This window comes from Bradyrhizobium sp. 1200_D9_N1_1 (genome assembly GCF_052075915.1).
GTDB classification, from domain to species: domain Bacteria; phylum Pseudomonadota; class Alphaproteobacteria; order Rhizobiales; family Xanthobacteraceae; genus Bradyrhizobium; species Bradyrhizobium diazoefficiens.
The window spans coordinates 3370818-3389958 of record NZ_CP197226.1; the positions used below are offsets into that span (position 1 = coordinate 3370818).

The 19141-nt window shown below is 64.8% G+C and carries 19 protein-coding genes; 12 read left to right on the forward strand and 7 right to left on the reverse strand.

Translation table 11 applies throughout. The features are described from left to right. Window positions 1-27: 27 nt before the first annotated feature. The 7 genes from AB5K84_RS16145 to AB5K84_RS16175 all read left to right on the forward strand — a co-directional run bounded on the left by AB5K84_RS16145 (window position 28) and on the right by AB5K84_RS16175 (window position 7710). Window positions 28-1383 carry a hypothetical protein gene (locus tag AB5K84_RS16145; protein ID WP_028173200.1) on the forward strand — a complete coding sequence of 452 codons (1356 nt, stop codon included), beginning with the start codon at window positions 28-30 and terminating at the stop codon, window positions 1381-1383. Between the two features lie 63 nt (window positions 1384-1446). After that, window positions 1447-2643, forward strand: coding sequence for a methionine adenosyltransferase (metK, locus tag AB5K84_RS16150; protein ID WP_011088686.1), 1197 nt, complete (start codon window positions 1447-1449; stop codon window positions 2641-2643). Between the two features lie 123 nt (window positions 2644-2766). Then, the gene (gene ahcY, locus AB5K84_RS16155) at window positions 2767-4188 is read left to right on the forward strand and encodes an adenosylhomocysteinase (protein WP_011088685.1); all 1422 of its coding nucleotides are present in this window, start codon (window positions 2767-2769) and stop codon (window positions 4186-4188) included. 169 nt (window positions 4189-4357) lie between these two features. Then, window positions 4358-4777 carry a nuclear transport factor 2 family protein gene (locus tag AB5K84_RS16160; protein ID WP_011088684.1) on the forward strand — a complete coding sequence of 140 codons (420 nt, stop codon included), beginning with the start codon at window positions 4358-4360 and terminating at the stop codon, window positions 4775-4777. Between the two features lie 51 nt (window positions 4778-4828). Further along, window positions 4829-6295 carry a flavin-containing monooxygenase gene (locus tag AB5K84_RS16165; RefSeq protein ID WP_110116679.1) on the forward strand — a complete coding sequence of 489 codons (1467 nt, stop codon included), beginning with the start codon at window positions 4829-4831 and terminating at the stop codon, window positions 6293-6295. Between the two features lie 142 nt (window positions 6296-6437). Beyond that, window positions 6438-7100, forward strand: coding sequence for a nucleotide-binding protein (locus AB5K84_RS16170; protein ID WP_011088682.1), 663 nt, complete (start codon window positions 6438-6440; stop codon window positions 7098-7100). Continuing rightward, entirely contained in the window at window positions 7063-7710 is a 648-nt protein-coding gene (locus AB5K84_RS16175) for a phasin family protein (protein ID WP_060908250.1), read from the forward strand. The genes AB5K84_RS16170 and AB5K84_RS16175 overlap by 38 nt, the downstream gene beginning before the upstream one ends. Window positions 7711-7735: 25 nt before the next feature. On the opposite strand, the gene AB5K84_RS16180 is transcribed toward AB5K84_RS16175, so the two are convergent. The 3 genes from AB5K84_RS16180 to AB5K84_RS16190 are packed head-to-tail and all read right to left on the reverse strand — an operon-like array spanning window position 7736 to window position 9967. After that, a complete protein-coding gene (locus AB5K84_RS16180) occupies window positions 7736-8968 on the reverse strand; it encodes a YbfB/YjiJ family MFS transporter (protein WP_162603657.1) in 1233 nt (410 codons plus the stop codon). Window positions 8969-9000: 32 nt separating this feature from the next. Next, window positions 9001-9237, reverse strand: a complete 237-nt coding sequence (locus tag AB5K84_RS16185; protein WP_028173203.1) for a tautomerase family protein — start codon at window positions 9235-9237, stop codon at window positions 9001-9003. A gap of 19 nt (window positions 9238-9256) precedes the next feature. After that, entirely contained in the window at window positions 9257-9967 is a 711-nt protein-coding gene (locus AB5K84_RS16190) for an SDR family NAD(P)-dependent oxidoreductase (protein ID WP_110116677.1), read from the reverse strand. A 213-nt stretch (window positions 9968-10180) separates the two neighbouring features. Between AB5K84_RS16190 and AB5K84_RS16195 the strand changes: the two genes are divergently transcribed. From AB5K84_RS16195 to AB5K84_RS16210, 4 genes are all read left to right on the forward strand, one after another. After that, window positions 10181-11104, forward strand: a complete 924-nt coding sequence (locus AB5K84_RS16195; RefSeq protein ID WP_110116676.1) for a LysR family transcriptional regulator — start codon at window positions 10181-10183, stop codon at window positions 11102-11104. A gap of 145 nt (window positions 11105-11249) precedes the next feature. Continuing rightward, a complete protein-coding gene (locus AB5K84_RS16200; RefSeq protein WP_165448167.1) occupies window positions 11250-11405 on the forward strand; it encodes a hypothetical protein in 156 nt (51 codons plus the stop codon). A gap of 145 nt (window positions 11406-11550) precedes the next feature. Then, complete coding sequence (locus AB5K84_RS16205) at window positions 11551-12480, forward strand: aspartyl/asparaginyl beta-hydroxylase domain-containing protein (RefSeq protein ID WP_110116675.1); 930 nt, start codon at window positions 11551-11553, stop codon at window positions 12478-12480. 12 nt (window positions 12481-12492) lie between these two features. Continuing rightward, on the forward strand, window positions 12493-12951 hold the full coding sequence (locus tag AB5K84_RS16210) for a YybH family protein (RefSeq protein ID WP_162603656.1): 459 nt from the start codon (window positions 12493-12495) through the stop codon (window positions 12949-12951). Window positions 12952-13018: 67 nt separating this feature from the next. Here AB5K84_RS16210 and AB5K84_RS16215 read toward each other — a convergent pair whose 3' ends face one another. The 3 genes from AB5K84_RS16215 to galE all read right to left on the reverse strand — a co-directional run bounded on the left by AB5K84_RS16215 (window position 13019) and on the right by galE (window position 16690). After that, the gene (locus AB5K84_RS16215; protein WP_110116673.1) at window positions 13019-13720 is read right to left on the reverse strand and encodes a fumarylacetoacetate hydrolase family protein; all 702 of its coding nucleotides are present in this window, start codon (window positions 13718-13720) and stop codon (window positions 13019-13021) included. 35 nt (window positions 13721-13755) lie between these two features. Beyond that, window positions 13756-15558, reverse strand: a complete 1803-nt coding sequence (locus AB5K84_RS16220; protein ID WP_110116672.1) for an ABC transporter ATP-binding protein — start codon at window positions 15556-15558, stop codon at window positions 13756-13758. 118 nt (window positions 15559-15676) lie between these two features. Beyond that, window positions 15677-16690, reverse strand: a complete 1014-nt coding sequence (gene galE, locus AB5K84_RS16225; RefSeq protein ID WP_028173210.1) for a UDP-glucose 4-epimerase GalE — start codon at window positions 16688-16690, stop codon at window positions 15677-15679. Window positions 16691-16817: 127 nt separating this feature from the next. Between galE and AB5K84_RS16230 the strand changes: the two genes are divergently transcribed. Beyond that, window positions 16818-17855: a glycosyltransferase family 4 protein gene (locus tag AB5K84_RS16230; RefSeq protein WP_110116671.1), complete on the forward strand. Its 1038-nt coding sequence runs from the start codon at window positions 16818-16820 to the stop codon at window positions 17853-17855. 178 nt (window positions 17856-18033) lie between these two features. Here the strand turns inward: AB5K84_RS16230 and waaF are convergent, their stop codons facing one another. Next, a complete protein-coding gene (gene waaF, locus AB5K84_RS16235; RefSeq protein ID WP_171463789.1) occupies window positions 18034-19104 on the reverse strand; it encodes a lipopolysaccharide heptosyltransferase II in 1071 nt (356 codons plus the stop codon). Between the last annotated feature and the right edge of the window lie 37 nt (window positions 19105-19141).

Genomic DNA, 19141 nt, shown 5'->3' on the forward strand with positions numbered 1-19141 from the left:
ACATCGCTGCCCACCACCTTCCCACTCATGAAAAACGACGAAATCCTGAGCCAGATCACCGAGTTCTGCCGCAAGGCGGATATGGCGGAATCGACGTTTGGCCGGCGCGCGGTGAACGATGGGAAGCTGGTGCATCGCCTGCGCGAGGGAAAGCGCATCACCATCGACACGCTGGAGCGGATCCAGGCCTATATGGCGGCGTCGATGGCCGGCGGCGTGCCGCCGCCACGAGGCCTTCAGGTGCCTCCGGAAAAGCGCGATCCGCGTGGTAATTTCCGTTTCTTCGAGAACCGGCAGAAATATCTGCTGTTCGTCCACACCTGTAGCGAAAAGCGGGTGATCGCGGACCGGGTTGCGCTGGAACTGGCCGCCATCCATCCGCGCCCGCCGGCGCTGCGCCTGTTCGACGCCGGCGTCGGCGACGGCACGGTGCTGGCGCGGGTGCTGCGCGCGACGCACCAGCGCTTTCCGCACATGCCGTTCTATGTCGCCGGCAAGGAGCTCAGTCTCGAGGACCTGCGCCTGACGCTGGAGAAGGTGCCGGATCGCATTTTCGAGCATCCTGCGTCGGTGTTCGTCTTCACCAACATGTTCTATTCGGAGGCGCCCTGGCTCACGCCGGCATCGCCCGCAGCGGCGGCCGCCACCGTCTGGCACGAGGTTCCGCTACGTGGCGCCTCGTCGGGCGAGTTCGAGCAGCAGATCGCAGAGCTGCGGCCGTTCCTGGAGCAGAACTGGCGCGCCGCGATCAGCCCGCGCACGGCCATGCCGCTCTACGAGCGGCCGGTCGTCCTGGTGCTCTATCGCGAGGATCACCGGTTCCTGCTGGATTCGACCATTCCGCGGCCGGGCCAGACCGAGGCCAATTTCGACCTCGTTATTGCATCCCAGCCATACCGTGCGCTGTCCTCGGTCAATTTCCGGGCAAAGCGGATCATTGCGCCTCTGGCGCGGGCATTGCGGCCGGGGGGGCGCCTGATCGGTATTCACTCCCATGGTCACGATCCGGGCATGGAAATGATCCAGGCAATCTGGCCCGGAGAAAATCCTTTCGCGGTCAGTCGTCATGAGCTATTGCGCGCAGTTAAGTACGAGCTCGGATCGTTGGGCCGCGACCTAAATTTTAATGCCTACGCGGACAACCGCTCGATCTTCAGGTATGATATGGAAGCGCTGCCCAACGAGGTGACGGGTACTATCGGAACCTCGACGGCCTTTGCAGCGTGGAATGCGGCGGTGTATGTCGCTCAGATCGAGGACGACCGGTTGGCAGAAATGACTCAAAACGGCCGCACTCTGGATGCCGCCAGGGACGTGCTGAGAAAGTACAACGGGCTCTGGTTTCTTGACGAATCCTACGTCATCTCGCGCCGGCGTGATTGACATAATCCAAAGGTAAACATCGCAAACGAACCGCCGTGCAGTGGCGGAACAAGGGGTTTCTTGATGCGCGCGTCCTATCTCTTCACCAGCGAGTCCGTGTCCGAGGGCCATCCGGACAAGGTCTGCGACCGGATCTCCGATGAAATCGTCGATCTGTTCTACCGCGAGGGGCCGAAAGCCGGCATCGACCCGTGGCAAATCCGCGCCGCCTGCGAAACGCTTGCGACCACCAACAAGGTCGTGATCGCCGGCGAGACCCGCGGCCCGAAGTCCGTCACGAACGAGCAGATCGAGGGCGTCGTGCGCGCCGCGATCAAGGACATCGGCTACGAGCAGGAAGGTTTCCACTGGAAGACCTGCGACATCGAGATTCTGCTGCATCCGCAGTCGGCCGACATCGCCCAGGGCGTCGATGCGCTTCAGCCGGGTGAGGTCAAGGAAGAAGGCGCGGGCGACCAGGGCATCATGTTCGGTTACGCCACCAACGAGACGCCTGACTTGATGCCGGCGCCGATCTTCTACGCCCACAAGATCCTGCGCCTCATCTCCGAAGCGCGCCACTCCGGCCGCGAGAAGGTGCTGGGCCCGGATTCCAAGAGCCAGGTCACCGTGCAGTACGAGAACGGCAAGCCGGTTGGCGTGCGCGAGATCGTGGTCTCCCACCAGCATCTGGTGCCGGACCTCACCTCCAGCCAGGTGCGCGACATCGTCGAGCCCTATGTGCGCGAGGCGCTGCCGAAGGACTGGATCACGCCGAAGACCATCTGGCACATCAACCCGACCGGCAAGTTCTACATCGGCGGTCCCGACGGCGACGCCGGCCTGACCGGCCGCAAGATCATCGTCGACACCTATGGTGGCGCGGCCCCGCATGGCGGCGGTGCGTTCTCCGGCAAGGATCCGACCAAGGTCGACCGTTCTGCGGCCTACGCCGCGCGCTACGTCGCCAAGAACATCGTTGCCGCCGGTCTTGCCGACCGCTGCACGCTGCAGCTTGCCTATGCCATCGGCGTGGCGCGGCCGCTGTCGATCTACATCGACACCCACGGCACCGGCAAAGTGCCGGAGGAACAGCTCGAGAAGGCGGCGGCGCAGGCGATGGATCTCACGCCCCGCGGCATCCGCAGCCATCTCGACCTCAACCGCCCGATCTACGCGCGCACCTCGGCCTACGGCCATTTCGGCCGCACGCCCGACAACGAGGGCGGCTTCTCCTGGGAGAAGACCGATCTCGTCGAGCAGCTGAAGCGCGCGCTCTAGTTCACTTGCGTCATTCCGGGGCGCCGCGACAGCGGCGAACCCGGAATCTCGATCCTCCGGATTCCGGGTTCGCTCTTTTCGCGAGCGCCCCGGAATGACGAGTCAAACAAACAGGAACCCCCTATGAACGCGAAGCCCGGCTTCACCGATTACATCGTCAAGGACATTTCGCTCGCCGATTTCGGCCGCAAGGAACTCTCGCTCGCCGAGACCGAGATGCCCGGCCTGATGGCCACCCGCGAGGAGTTCGGCCCGAAGCAGCCGCTGAAGGGCGCGCGCATCGCCGGCTCGCTGCACATGACGATCCAGACCGGGGTGCTGATCGAGACGCTGGCAGCACTCGGCGCCGACATTCGCTGGGTCTCCTGCAACATCTATTCGACGCAGGACCACGCTGCCGCCGCGATCGCGGCCGCTGGCATTCCCGTCTTCGCCGTCAAGGGCGAGACGCTGACCGAATACTGGGACTACACCGCCAAGCTGTTCGACTGGCACGGCGGCGGTCATCCGAACATGATCCTCGATGACGGCGGTGATGCCACCATGTACGTCCATCTCGGTCTGCGTGCCGAGAACGGCGACACCGCCTTCCTCGACAAGCCCGGCTCCGAGGAAGAGGAAGTCTTCTTCGCGCTTCTGAAGAAGCAGCTCAAGGAAAAGCCGAAGGGCTACTTCGCCGAGATCGCCAAGAGCATCAAGGGCGTTTCCGAAGAGACCACCACGGGCGTGCATCGTCTCTATGACATGCAGAAGGCCGGCACGCTGCTGTGGCCGGCGATCAACGTCAACGACAGCGTCACCAAGTCCAAGTTCGACAACCTCTATGGCTGCCGTGAATCGCTGGTCGACGGCATCCGCCGCGGCACCGACGTGATGATGTCGGGCAAGGTCGCGATGGTCGCGGGCTTCGGCGACGTCGGCAAGGGCTCGGCCGCCTCGCTGCGCCAGGCCGGCTGCCGCGTGATGGTCTCCGAAGTCGATCCGATCTGCGCGCTCCAGGCCGCGATGGAAGGCTACGAGGTCGTGACCATGGAGGACGCTGCCCCGCGCGCCGACATCTTCGTCACCGCGACCGGCAACAAGGACATCATCACCATCGAGCACATGCGCGCGATGAAGGATCGCGCCATCGTCTGCAACATCGGCCACTTCGACAACGAGATCCAGATCGCGGGTCTGCGTAACCTGAAGTGGACCAACATCAAGCCGCAGGTCGACGAGATCGAATTCCCCGACAAGCACCGCATCATCATGCTGTCGGAGGGGCGCCTCGTGAACCTCGGCAACGCGATGGGGCATCCGTCCTTCGTGATGTCGGCGTCCTTCACCAACCAGACGCTGGCGCAGATCGAGCTGTTCGCCAACAACAAGGACGGCAAGTACAAGAAGGAAGTCTACGTGCTGCCGAAGACCCTCGACGAGAAGGTCGCGCGCCTGCACCTCGCCAAGATCGGCGTCAAGCTCACCGAGCTGCGCAAGGATCAGGCCGACTATATCGGCGTGAAGCAGGAAGGCCCGTACAAGAGCGATCACTACCGCTACTGATCCGACCTCATCGAAACATCAAAGCCCCGGAGCGATCCGGGGCTTTTTTGTTGCCCACCCGTCTGATACGCTCTCAGGTAGAGCCAGAAAAAGCCTGCCACCTTCGCAGCGGGCGGCCCATTGCCCGGCACATATTGTCTGACACCGAAAGCATTGTGGAGGAAGTGCGATGTCCAACGAGGCCGCTAACGTCAAGATCTTGCAGGACGCCTATCACCGGTGGAACGAGAGCAAGGGAGGTAGCGTCGACCATTGGTTCGACGTCGTCGTTGCTCCGAAGATCAACTTTGCCTCGATCCCGCGCGGCGTCGAGCCGCTGGCATTTGCCACGGAATACCACGACAGCGTGAAGCTCCGCGATTATTTCGACACGCTGCTGTCCGAGTGGAGCATGCAGCATTACACGATAAATGAATACGTGGCGCAGGGCGACGCGGTCGTCGCGCGAGGCTCCTGCGCCTGGATCAACAAGCGGACCGGAAAACTCGCCGAAACGCCCAAGCTCGATTTCTGGCGCTTCAAGGACGGCAAGGCGATCGAATTCTACGAGTATTTCGATACGGCCTGCGTAGTCGCCGCAGCGACCTGACGGTTGCGATTCGGCGCGGCGCCGCCCATCCTGTGTGGAGGGAGAAACGCGATGGCCGAAGCCAAAGAACATGTCGACGTGCTGATCGTCGGTGCCGGCCTGTCCGGCATCGGCGCGGGCTATCATCTTCAGGCGAAGTGCCCGGGCAAGAGCTACGTCATTCTCGAGGGCCGCGACTGCATCGGCGGCACCTGGGATCTGTTCCGCTATCCCGGCATCCGTTCGGACAGCGACATGTTCACGCTCGGCTATTCGTTCAAGCCTTGGACTGATCCGAAGGCGATCGCCGACGGGCCGCAGATCCTGAACTATGTGCGCGAAACCGCGGCCGAGAACGGCATCGCGAAGCACATCCGCTTCCGCCATCGCGTCAAGCGTGCGGCGTGGTCGACGCCGGACGCGCGCTGGACCGTGGAGGCCGAGCGCATCACGGGCGAGGGCGCGACCGAGCTGGTGCGCTTCACCTGCAATTTCCTGTTCATGTGCTCGGGCTATTACAAATACGAGGCGGGCTATACGCCGGAGTTCAAGGGCGCGGCGGATTTCGCCGGCCGCATCGTGCATCCGCAGAAATGGACCGAGGACATCGACTACGCTGGCAAGCGCGTCGTCGTGATCGGCTCGGGCGCGACCGCGGTGACGCTGGTGCCGGAGCTCGCCAAGAAGGCGGCGCAGGTCACCATGCTCCAGCGCTCGCCGACCTATGTGGTGTCGCGTCCGGCGCAGGACCCCGTCGCCAACAAATTGCGCCGCAACCTGCCGGCGCGGCTTGCCTATCATCTGATCCGCTGGCGCAACGTGATGTGGGGGATGTTCTTCTTCCAGCTCAGCCGGCGCAAGCCCGCGAAGGTGAAGGACCTCATTCTCAAAGGCGTGCAGATGGCGCTCGGCCCGGACTACGACGTCGCGACCCATTTCACGCCGCGCTACAATCCCTGGGACCAGCGGCTGTGCCTCGTGCCGGATGGCGACCTGTTCAAGGCGATCCGCGAGCAGCGGGCTTCCGTCGTCACGAGCGAGATCGACAATTTTACCCGCGACGGGATCCGCCTGAAGGACGGCCGGGAGCTCGCGGCCGATATCATCGTCACCGCGACGGGGCTGGTGCTCCAGGTCGTCGGCGGTCTCGAGATCAGCGTCGACGGCCGCGCTGTCGATTTCGCCAATACGCTGACTTACAAGGGCATGATGTATGCCGACGTGCCCAACATGGCGTCGGCTTTCGGCTACACCAACGCGTCCTGGACGCTGAAATGCGATCTCACCTGCGAATATGTCTGCCGGCTCATCAACTACATGGACCGGCACAATTTCCGCCAGTGCATGCCGCACAATGACGATCCGACGATCACCGCGCAGCCGTCGCTCGATTTCACCTCGGGTTACGTGCAGCGCTCGGTCGCCAAGATGCCGAAGCAGGGCTCGAAGCAGCCGTGGCGGCTGTACCAGAACTATGCCCTCGACATCGTCTCCTTGCGCTTCGGCCGGATCGACGACGGTGTGATGCAATACTCCTGATCTTGCTACGTAAATTACCGGGAGAGGCTCGCGATCGCTTGAGACGAATCGCGACTTGGGGTAGAATTTTTGCGCTGCAAGAAGTTTATTTCCGGCGGTGTCTGAGTTCCACGTTGTTGCCGTCCTGAGGAGAACGCGGAACATGTACATCCTTGCTCTGGTCACGCAGAAAGGCGGAAGCGGCAAGAGTACGCTGTCCGTTGGGCTGGCGGTGGCAGCGATGCAGCGCGGCGAGCGCGTCGCTCTCATTGAGGCGGATGCGCAAGGTACGATCTCGAGATGGAAAGGGCGCCGTGAGAAGCCCTATCCTCGCGTCGATTGCGTCACCGATCCCAGCGAAATCGAGCCGGTGATATCCCGCCTCAAGGCCGAAGGGGTTTGGCTCGCAATCATCGACACAGCTGCCACGAACAATGCCTTGGCGACGCGCGCCATTGCCAGTGCCGATCTTTGTCTCATCCCGGCTCGTCCGAGCCCGGCCGATATCGAAGCCGCAATACCAACGCTGATCGCTACCCGCAGGCTCGATCGCCGGTTTGCCTTCATCCTCAATCAGGCGCCCACACGGGGGGGCCGGTTGAGCGAAGCTGCCACGTCGCTCAACTCGCTCGGCTTGCTTGCGCTCCCCTTCATTGGGCAGCGCAACGACCACCAGGATGCGCTCGGGGCAGGGCTGGGCGTAACCGAGTACGCGCCGGAGGGAAAAGCCTCGGAGGAAATTGCGGCCCTGTGGGGTTGGATCTCGGAGCGCCTTATCGTGGAGTCGAATGATCATGGGCAAGCCGCGCTCAAGACAGCCTGCTGACGTTGCACGCGCCGGGCGTCGCTCGCTGGTGGAGCTGGCGGCCGAAGTGAGCCGCGCCGTCGACGAGGGCTTGGCGATGCCGCCGGGCTCGGTCTCCGCCGTCCTGCAAGATGCGCCGCAGATCGCGCAAGCTGCGCCCGCTCCGATGACTGTTCCGGTACAAGAAGCGGCCGGCGTCATCGCTGCAAGACCTGAACCTCCGGGCACTACCACCATTGATCTCATCGTGGACATCGCCAAGGATTGTCAGGCGCGTGCTTTGGACGGCATGAAGACTGGTGCTCACGCTGCGCTGGATTATGCCAGGGACCTCGCCAAGCCACGGCTGGCCGATGTGGCATCGGAGGCCAATGGAATCGCCGCCGGAGAAGGCCACCTCATCGAGGCAATTGGAACGGCGGCTGAGTGTCGCGTCGTCGTGCTCGAACTGATGAAAGTCAATGCGGGCGCGACCTTGGAGTATGCGCGGGAGTTGGGCCGTGCGAGAACCCTGGCGGAGTTGGTTGAGCTGTCGAGCACGCATGCGCGACAGCAATGTGAGTTGGTCCTGAAGCAAACCGAGCTGCTGCGATCGCTTGCTCAAATCATGACAAAGCCCGGTGCCGGGTAGCACCGCTCGCCTGCCGTCATCGCGCTCAGGATCTGCGCGGGACGATCAGTGCGAGGCCGAGATCAATCGCGAGCGCCAGGACCGCTGCGCCGCCGCCTAAACCGAACAGCACGAGATAGTCGCCCCCGGTCTGCGCATAGATCCAGGAGAAGCCGTAAGCCGCGGCCGCCTGGAACAGCGCAAAGCTGGTGGTGGCATGGCTCCATGTCGCGCGCTGCTGCTCGGTTGCGTGCGGGACTAGCTCGTGGATTCGTCCGAGCACCAGCGGCACGATGCCGGGCGTGAAGCCGCCGACCACGACGCTCGACACGATCAGCGAAACCGGCGCGGTGCTGACGGTCGGCAGCAGCACGGCCGCCGCCTCGATCAGGAAGGCTGCGCGCAGCGCCGGACCGAAGCCTGACCGGTCGCCAAGATGGCCGGTGACGAGCGGGCCGACGATCGCGCCGAGACCATACAGCACCCAGTAGCGCGATCCCGCGGCAATGCCCTGGCCGAGCCCGCGCGCCACGAAATCGACGATGAACACCATGTGCGGCACCAGCGCCACCGCGTTGAGGCCGTATTGGACCAGCAGCGCGCGGGCCGCCGTCGATGCATGGTGGTGCTTCGCGTGATGCAAAGGCGCAGCACTAGCCTTCGTTTCCGCAGGCCAGTTCCACCAGCTTGCGAGGGTGAGCAGGGCGGAGAGGGCGCCGAGACCATACCAGCTCTGCTGCAAGCCTTGTTGCAGCAGCAGCGGCACCAGCGTGCCCGACGCGGCGACGCCAAGGCCGACACCCGCGAAGATCACGCCGCCGACGATGCCGCGCCTCGCGGCAGAAATGTGCGGCAGGATGACGGACGCCGCCAGCACCATGATGACGCCGCCGGTGAGACCCGACAGGAAGCGCCAGGCGAAGAACCAGGAGAACGACACCGGGGCGGAGCTGGCAAAGAAAGAGAGCGTTGCGAGCAGCATCATCGCACGCAACGCGCCGACCGCGCCGACGCGGGTGGCGACGGCCCGGGCCGCGAGTGCGCCCGCAAGGTAACCGGCAAGATTCGCCGCGCCGAGATAGACGACATCCGACGCGCTGAACCACTTTGCCGCGATCAGCGCCGGGATCAGAGGCGTGTAGGAGAAGCGGGCGAGGCCAAGTCCGACCAGCGAGGCGGACAAGCCCGCCACCGCATATCGCCAAATCTGCCATGATTCCGATCCCGGCCGCTGATGCGGCCGGGTCTGGGCGTGCTGCTTCGTATCTGCGTTGGTCATGTCATCCTCCTGCGCGCTCGATCGCGCGCGGATCATCCAGTCTGCGCGGCGCGGCGACGCCGGAATTCGGGCACGGGCAGGCCGCCCCAGCCCCAATTGTCGGTGTCGACTTCCTCGATCACGACGAAGGTGGAATCGAGCGGCTTGCCGAGCACGTCGAGCAGGAGCTGGCTCGATCCCTTGATCAGCGCGGCCTTCTCTTCCGCCGTGAGCGACGCCGCGCCCGGCGTCGTTCCTTCGCGGGTCACTTGAATGGTGACGATGGGCATGGTGTCTCTCCTCTCGCGCTCAGTGGCCGGCGCTCTGGCCGCCGTCGACATGCAGGATCTCGCCGGTGACGAAGGACGCACCCTCGAGATAGAGCACGGCATCGACGATGTCGGACATCTCGCCCATGTGGCCGACCGGATGCAGCGCGCTGAGCTCGGCATGCGTCGAAACCGGATGCATCGGCGACCTGATGACGCCGGGCGCCACTGCGTTCACGCGGATGCCGCGCCTCGCGTATTCGATCGCGAGCGACTTGGTCGCGGCGTTGAGGCCGCCCTTGCTCAGTGAGGCCAGCACCGAGGGCACGTTGGAATTGGCGTGATCGACCAGGGTCGTCGTGATCTGCACGATATGGCCAGAACCCTGCTTCTCCATCTCGGCGATGGCGAGCTGCGTGATGTTGAAGAACCCGGCGACGTTGGTGCCCATCACCGCCGCGTAGTCCTCGGCGGTGTACTGCGTGAACGGCTTTGCGACGAAGATGCCGGCATTGTTGACCAGCGTGTCGACGCGGCCGAAGCGGGCGACGGCTTGCGAAACCACGCGCTCGGCGGTGGCCCGGTCGGCGATGTCGCCGGGAACGGCGAGGACGTCGTCGTCGCCCGACGGCTTGATGGAGCGCGCCGTTGCGACGACGCGATAATTGCGATCGCGAAAACCCTGGACCAGGGCGGCGCCGATGCCCTGCGATGCACCGGTGATGATGGCGACCTTCTGCTCGATACCCATGACGGACTCCTGTTGTTGGGTTTCAGAACCTGTGCCAGCGGCTGCTGGCCTGGGCGCTGAGGTACGCCGCGGCGGCCCGGCTGCGAATACACGTTGTCCGGCAGACACTGTTACGCGGCGCGAACGAATGCCGGATCGGCCGCGGCGGCGGTTGTCGCGGCACGGGCGAACGCCTAGCTTGTCACCGGAATTTGATGGTGCGGCGGGAAGCGTATGGATCGTCTGGATGCGATGAAGGTGTTCGTCCTTGCGGTGGACGAGGGCAGCCTCGCCGCCGCGGGGCGCAAGCTCGGCCGCTCGCCGGCGGCGGTCAGCCGCGCCATCGCCTTCCTGGAGGAGCGGGTCGGCGCCGAGCTGCTGCACCGGACGACGCGGTCGATCAAGTTGAGCGAGGAAGGCGAGCGCTATGTCGCGATCTGCCGCCGCGTGCTCACCGAGCTGGAGGAGGCCGACGACATCGCGGCCGGACCGCGCGCGGCGCCTCGTGGCCTGCTCACGATCACGGCGCCGGTGGTCTCGGGGGAGATGGTGCTGCGGCCGATCCTCGATGCGTTTCTCGACGCCTATCCGACCGTGTCGGCAAAGCTCCTGCTGTTCGACCGCGCGGTCAACCTGATCGAGGAGGGCGTCGACATCGCGCTTCGCATTGGCCATCTCGCGGATTCGGCGATGGTGGCGATGCGGATCGGCGAGATCAGCCGTGTCGTGGTGGCTGCTCCCCGCTATCTGAAGCAGCATCCGCGCATCACCGAGCCCGGCGATCTCGCCAAGCATCAGATCGTGGCGATGGCGCATCTGCCCAATTCCTGGACCTTCGCGCCACAGGCGGGCTCGTCGGCAGCCCGCACGGTTCAATTCACGCCGCGGCTCGTCGTCAACAGCACCTATGCGGCCGTGGCGTCCGCGGTCGCCGGGCGCGGCGTCGCGCGGATGTATTCGTACCAAGTCGCCGAGCAGGTCGCGCGCGGCGAGCTCGAGATCGTACTGGCCGCCGACCGGGATCCGGAGATGCCCGCGCATTTGATCTGCCCGCAGGGGCGGCTCTCGGTGCCCAAGGTGCGGGCGTTCACCGACTTTGCCGTGCCTCGGCTGAAGAAGCAGTTCGCGCTGCTGAAGAAGAGCATCAATGCGCGCTGAGCCGCTGCGCGCCCGGCAATGCGTTGTTTTGCGTATACGGCTGCCGGGCTGAATCGGCGATGCTGCCCTGACGGTTAACGCGGATTTAACGGATGAGTCCTAGCCTGTCTCGGCCGGGGTTACTCGCAAGGCCGAGGTGAGCCCAATGGAAGCCCAGAAGATCGCGGTCGACGCCGTCGTCGCGCTGACCGATTGCGACCGCGACGCCGTCATCGCGTTCATCCGCCGGCTCTATCTCGCCGGCGTAACCGACCCCAAGCGCCTGACCTTCAAGGGTCTCCAGGCACTGGCGCGGGCGTAATTCGGCTCGTTTCGGCCGGTTTCAGCCCCAGGTTCCGTACCCCCGCTCTCCCCAGCGTGATTGCAACCTACCGGCGAATATCTTGCCGCTCGGGCCGGCTCGGAGTAGATCACGTCCCCGGCTGGGTCACTCGGGAACTGGGGAAATGCTGAAACAGCTTTTTGCGCCGCAACTCGTCATTCTGTATGTACTCGCGGCATCGACAATCTACGTTCACTTCCGCGGCAAGCAACGGCTGCGCTTCGCGCGCCAGCTTGGCGATCACTCGACCTATCTCGCCCCCTACAATTTGCTGATGTATGCGGGCTCGGCGGTGCCGAACAAGCCGGTGATCCCGGTCGAGCAGTTTCCCGAACTCAAGCCGCTCAGCGAGAATTGGGAGACCATCCGCGACGAGGCCGTGCGCCTGTTCGACGAAGGCTTCATCCGCGCAGCCGCCAAGAACAACGACTGGGGTTTCTACTCGTTTTTCAAGAGCGGCTGGAAGCGGTTTTACCTGAAATGGTACGACGACTTCCTGCCGTCGGCGCGCACGCTGTGCCCGAAGACGGTGGAGCTGCTCAATTCGATTCCGAGCGTGCACGGCGCGATGTTCGCGATGCTGCCGCCCGGCGGCAGGCTGGGCGCGCACCGCGATCCCTTTGCCGGCTCGCTGCGCTATCACCTCGGCCTCGTCACGCCGAACTCGAACAAGTGCCGCATCCTGGTCGATGGCGTCGAATGCGTCTGGCGTGACGGCGAGGCCTTCATGTTCGACGAGACCTTCATCCACAGCGCGGAGAACGCGACCGACGTCAATCGCATCATCCTGTTCTGCGACGTCGAGCGCCCGATGAAGTTCGGCTTCATGACCGCGATCAACCGCTGGGTCAGCCATCACATCGTCAAGGCATCGGCGACCCAGAACGTCGACGGCGAAAGCGTCGGCGTGCTCAACAAGGTGTTCGGCAAGCTTTACGAGATCCATCTCGCCAGCCGCAAGGTCAAGGAGTGGAACCGCAACGTCTACTACACGCTGAAATACTCGCTGACGGCGCTGATCCTCGGTCTGATCGTGATGTCGGCGTTGCGGTAAACCGAGGTGCGAATGGTCCCCTTGCCGACCGCGAACACCGAGATAGTGCAATTCTTCCGCCAGTGGCTGGAAACCTTCGCGGGCTATGTCCGTGAGGTCGACTACGCTTCGGCGAGGCCGCTGTTTCATCCCGAGGTGCTTGCTTTCGGCACGCACAACGATGTCATCCCGGGCCTCGACCAATGGGTCTCAACGCAATGGGACAACGTCTGGCCGAAGACGGCCGACTTCCGTTTCGTGCTCGAGCAGACCTCGGTTCTGGCATCCCCCGACGGCGCGATGGCAACCGTGATCGCGCCGTGGACGAGCACGGGCTATCATCCCGACGGCAGCGCGTTTCCGCGTCCGGGCCGGGCGACGATGGTGTTCTCCAAAACCGCCGACGGCTGGCTGTGCGTGCATTCCCACATGTCGCTCAATCGCGGTGTGCCGCAGGCGAGCCACGCCAATCGGCCGGTGAAGGCCCGGTAGATGCGATCCGAACAGAAAAGGCCCCGGACATGTCCGGGGCCTTTTCGATTTCGAGATGTCGTGCAGCCTATTCCGGCTGACCGATCGAGACCTTCAGGGTGCCGACGCCGTCGACGCCGCATTCGAGCTTGTCGCCGGGCTGGAGTTGCGACACGCCGGCCGGCGTGCCCGTCATGATGATGTCGCCGGCGGCGAGCTTCACCTGCTGCGAGAGCTGCCAGATGATTTCAGGCACGTTCCAGATCAGCTCGGTGAGGTCGCCCTTTTGCGCCTCCTTGCCGTTGACCGTGAGCCAGATCTTGCCCTTGGCGGGATGGCCGATCTTCGCGGCCGGCTGCACGGCGGAGCAGGGCGCGGAATAGTCGAACGACTTGCCGATCTCCCACGGACGCTCCTTCTTGCGCGAGGCTATCTGGAGGTCGCGGCGGGTGAGGTCGATGCCGACGGCGTAGCCGTAGACATGGTCGAGCGCCTTGTCGGCGGGAATGTTCAGCCCGCCGCTCTTCATCGCGACGATCAGTTCGACCTCGTGATGCAGGTCCTTGGTTAGCGGCGGATAGGGGATGGTGGCGCCATCGGGCACCAGCATGTCGGCGTGCTTGGCGAAGAAGAACGGCGGCGCGCGCTCGTCATTGCCCATCTCGCGGATGTGCTCGAGATAGTTGCGGCCGACGCACCAGATGCGGCGCACCGGATAGCGGCCGCTTTCACCGACGACGGGAAGCGAAGCCTGGGGCGGAAGCGGGATGACGTAGGAGGCGGCGTTCATGAAGCGGTCTCGCTGCTCTTGGGGTAAAGGGAACTCTATGCGGTTGCGCTGATCGGCGCCAGAGTGCCGGCGTCGTGATGTTGCAACCGGAAGAACGAGGCGTAGCGGCCCGAGCGGCGCAGCAACTCGTCGTGCCGGCCCCGCTCGACGATCTCGCCGCCCTCGACCACCAGGATGCTATCTGCGTGCATGATGGTGTGCAGGCGGTGCGCGATCACGATGGTGGTGCGGTTCTGGCAGAGATGCTCGATCGCTTCCTGCACCTGCTTCTCGGACTCGGAATCGAGCGCGGCGGTGGCTTCGTCCAGCAGGATGATCGGTGCGTTCTTGACCAGCGCGCGCGCGACCGCGATGCGCTGGCGCTGACCGCCCGAAAGCTGCGTGCCGTGCTCGCCGACCGGCGTGTCGTAGCCGAGCGGGAAGCTCATGATGAAATCATGCGCGCAGGCCGCTTTCGCGGCGTCGATGATCTGGTCTTCGGTCGCGCCCGGCTTGCCGAAGGCGATGTTGTTGCGGATGGTGTCGCGGAACAGATAGACGTCCTGGCCGACATAGGCGGTCTGAGCCCGCAGCGACTTGCGCGAGACCGCGCCGATCGACTGGCCGTCGATGACGATGTCGCCCTGCGTCACCTCGTAGAAGCGCAACAGCAGCCCCAGCACGGTCGACTTGCCGCCGCCGGAGGGGCCAACCAGCGCGGTGACCTTGCCGGGCTCGGCGGTGAAGCTCATGCGGTTGAGGACGGTCTCGCCAGCGCGATAAGAAAAGCTGACGTCGCGCAGCTCGATCCGCGCGTCCGACAGCTTCAGCGCCGGCTTGTCGTCGTCGGAGTGCTCGCTCGCCGGGCTGTCGACGACCTCCAGCAGCATGCGCGCGCCGACGAGCTGGCTGTTGAGGTCGATGTTGAGCCGCGCCAGCCGCTTGGCCGGCTCGGTCGCCATCAGGAAGGCGGTCATGAAGGAGAAGAACGCGCCGGGCGTGGCGTTGAGCGCGACCACGCTGTAGCCGCCGTAAAGGAGACAGCCGGCGACCGCGAAGCCGCCGAGCATCTCCATCAGCGGATTCGACCGGTTGGCGACGCGGGCCATCTTGTTGGCGTTGCGCTCGACGATCGCGATGTTCTCGTCGATGCGCTTCTGCATGGTCTCTTCGAGCGTGAAGGCCTTGACGGTGCGGATGCCTTGCAGCGATTCCTGCATCGTCTCCATGATGTCGGCGGTGCCGGTGAACTGGTTGAAGGCGAGGCCCTTGATGCGCTTGACCAACTTGCGCAGCACCAGCATCGCCGGCGGAACTGCGACGAGGCCGATGAACGACATCAGCGGGTCCTGCCACACCATCACGCCGATCATGGCGAGCAGCATCAAGAGGTCACGCCCGATGGCGTTGACCAGCATGTTGAGCACGTCGGTGATGGACTTGGCGCCAGCCGTCAGCCGCGCCAGGAATTCCGAGGAGTGCCGCTCGGAGAAGAAACCGATGCTCTCGCGCATCAGCTTGGCGAACAGCTGGCGCTGGTTGGTGGCGAGGATCGCGTTGGAGATCTTGGTCAGGATCACCATGTGGCCGTAGGTCGCCACGCCCTTGATGAACAGCAGGATCACCGTGATGCCCGAGAACATCGCGATGCCCGGGATGTTCTTGTCGACATAGGCCTGGTTGATGACCTGGCCGAGCACGTAGGTCGCGCCCGCGGTCGATCCGGCGGCAAGCGCCATCAGCGCGAAGGCGGCAAGGTAACGCCGCCAATAGACGATCCCCTGTTCCGTGACCAGGCGGCGAATCAGGACCGCGGCCGTATAGGGATCGTCGGTGATTTTCTTTGGAAACTGGGCCATCCGTAGTCCATTGACGGCGCAGGACAAAGCCTGCCCGCGCGTCAGGGATCGAAGGGCCTCTGTGCCCGCTAAAGCGGGGTTTTTCAAGCCCAATTAAGGGCTTGCGTCCGGATGGAATCTAGGCCGAGACGGCGTGGCGGAGCTCGCCATGGCGCTCGCGGTACAGCTTGTCCTCCCAGGCCAGCGCATGGGCTGCGATGGTCTCGAGGTCGTCATATTGCGGCTTCCAGTCGAGCAGGCCGCGGATGCGGCTGGTGTCGGCGACCATGGTCATGATGTCGCCGGGCCGGCGCGGGGCGTATTGCACGGCGAAGCTGCGCCCGGACACCCGGCGCACCGCGTCGATGGTCTCCAGCACCGAATAGCCGCGGCCATAGCCGCAATTCAGCGTCGTCGAGGCGCCGCCATTGCGCAGGTAAGCCAGCGCCGAGCGGTGCGCCTGCGAGAGGTCCGTGACGTGGATGAAGTCCCGGATGCAGCTTCCGTCCGGGGTCGGATAGTCGGTGCCGAACACGTCGATCTTGGCGCGCTGGCCAGTCGCAGCCTCGACTGCGATCTTGAGCAGATGCGTGGCGCCGACGGTGGCTAGACCGATGCGGGCCTGCGGATCGGCGCCCGCGACGTTGAAATAACGCAAGGTCACGTACTGCATGCCGTAGGCGGCGGCGACGTCGTGCAGCATGATCTCGGTCATCAGCTTGGACGAGCCGTAGGGCGACAGCGGCCGCGTCGGCGCGTGCTCGGGCACCGGCACCTGGTCCGGATCGCCGTAGACGGCGGCGGTCGAGGAGAAGATGAAGCGGCCAATGCCGCGCTTGACCGCGACGTTGAGCAGGTTGCGCGCAGTCATGAAGTTGTTGCGGTAGTAGCCGAGCGGATCGCGCATCGAATCCGGCACGACCACCGAACCGGCGAAATGGATGATGCTCTCGATGTTGTGCTGGGCGATCACACCCTCGAGCAGGTTCTCGTCGCCGGCATCGCCAATGAACAGCGGCACGCCCTCCGGCAGATAGGCGGAGAAACCGGTGGAGAGATCGTCGATCACGACGACGTCCTCGCCGGCTTCCGCCAGCGCCAGGACCGTGTGACTTCCGATATAGCCGGCGCCGCCGGTGACTAGAACAGTCATTGATCTCACCCGTCTTCGAGCAACGCGCCAAGTTAACGTTTGCGCGGTGAAGAGGGGGTTTCGGCGCGGCTGAACTGGTCACTATGCTTAATGTTGCGTATAGGGGGTCCGCTAAACGGAGCGTGACGTGGCGAATCCCCCGGACGATCTGCAAGTGATCGTGCCAAATCTGCACAGGCGCTATTCCGGGGTCACCGCGACCAACCGGATGGTGGCGCCGCGGCTGGCAAGACTGTATCGCGCGGCGTGGTTCGGCTCCGACGCGCCGGAGGGGATCGCGCGCCTGAGCGGTGCCGATTTCCTCAAGCTATGGCGCCGCAAGACGCCTCTGATCTGGCATGCGCGCCGCAACAACGAGATGATCGCCGGCGTCGTGCTGCGCGCGCTCGGCTGGCCGTTGAAACTCGTCTTCACCTCGGCGGCGCAGCGGCACCACAGCTGGATCACGCGATGGCTGATCCGGCGGATGGACGCGATCATCGCGACTTCGGACATCTCGGCCTCGTTCCTGAAGGTGAAGGCCACCGTGATCCCGCATGGCGTCGACACCGACGTCTATGCGCCGCCGACCGATCGCACGGCTGCCTTCGCGGAAGCCGCGCTGCCGGGCCGCTACGCGATCGGCTGCTTTGGCCGGGTGCGCGCGCAGAAGGGTACTGACGTGTTCGTCGATGCGATGTGCCGGTTGCTGCCGCGCTATCCGGATTTCACCGCCGTCATCGTCGGTCAGGTCACGCCCGAGCAGACGCCCTTCGCGAACGACCTGAAGAAGCGCATCGAGGCAGCCAACCTTCAGTCGCGCATCGTCATCACCGGCGAGCTGCCGATCGAAGCGGTGCAGCGCTGGTACCAGCGGCTGACGATCTACGCCTTCACCTCGCGCAACGAGGGCTTTGGCCTCACGCTGATCGAGGCGATGGCGGCCGGCAGCGCGCTGGTCGCCGCGCGCGCCGGTGCGGCCGAGCTCGTGGTGGAGAATGGCGTGACGGGCGTGCTGATCCCGACGGGCGATGCCGATGCGCTCGCGGCGGCGCTCGAGCCGCTGATGCAGGACGTCACTGCGGCCACTGCGATGGGCGAGCGCGGACGGGCGCGGGTGCTCGCAAAGTTCAGTCTCGATGCCGAAGCGGCGCGGATCGGCGAGGTCTATCGGCCGCTGCTCTGAGGCGCCGCTGTCGCGTCCCCAAACAAAAACCGCGAAAACAACCCCATGCACAGTAGCCGGTGCCAGCAGAATCAATGGCTTGGCGGCGGGGTCGCCGCGCTGCGGATTTTACGAAGCCGATTTGACTCGTCGGGCAAGACACTGGCAGGATGTCATCATCGGCGCAGCCCCAATGGCCTCAAGTCGTAACGCGCGCGCCCGCCTCACTCAGCACCCTTTGCGCGATCGCCACCACCTCCGACGCCGCGATATCCCGCATGCAGCGGTGGTCGTTCATCCTGCATATGGTGCTCTGGCAAGGCTGGCAGGACAGCACGCTCTTGTCCTGGACCACGGTCGCGGCAAGGCCGTTGAGGGGGGCCCAGAGGTAGGGGCTGGTCGGGCCGAAGATGCCCATGGTGGGCGTGCCGAGCGCGGCCGCGATGTGCATCAGGCCGGAATCGTTGGAGATCGCGACGCCGGCGGCCGCCATGGCCAGCACGCCGTTGCGCAAATCGGTGCCGGTGAGGTCGCGGACATCAGGGCCGCCGGCCGCGACGATCTCCTGGGCGAGGCCCTTTTCGGCGGGCCCGCCGACCACCCAGACCTCCAGGCCGCGCTCGACCAGCAAGCGGGCGGCCTCCGGATAGTAGGTCCAGCGCTTTGAGACGCCGACCGAGCCGGGGGCAAGCGCCACGGCTGCCCCGGCGCTGAGACCATTGGCCTGCCGCCAACGGACGATGTCCTCGGCCGGGACCCGCAATTGCGGCACCGGCCATTCCGGGGGCAGGGGCGCGCCGTCGGGCTGGGCGAGGGCGGCGTTCTTGTCGATGAAGCGGGGCAGCTTTTTTTCGCCCCAGCGCCAGCGGTTGAGGAGGCCGAACCGGAACTCGCCGACGAAGCCGACCCGCTCCGGGATGCCGGCCAGCGCGGGCGCGATGGCGGCCTTCCAGGTCCGGGGCAGCACCAGGGCCGTGCCGTAGTTCCGCTCGCGCAGGAGCTTTGCCAGGCCGAGCTGGCGGCCGACGGCGAGCCGGCTGCGCGGCAAGTCCCAGACGATCCCTGCGCGCACGCCGGGCATGTAATCGACCAGCGGCGCGCACAGGGACGTGGTCAGCAGATCGACCGGCCGGTTCGGCCAGCGCTGCTTCAGGACCCGCACCACGGTGTGATTCCGGACGAAATCGCCGATCCACATGTAGGGAACGATCAGGATCGGGCGGGTGTCGCTCCGATCTGCGCTTCCACTAAGTTGCGAATCTATGTTCATTCGTTAATAGGACCGAAGGCGAGCTGATGTGGCGGTT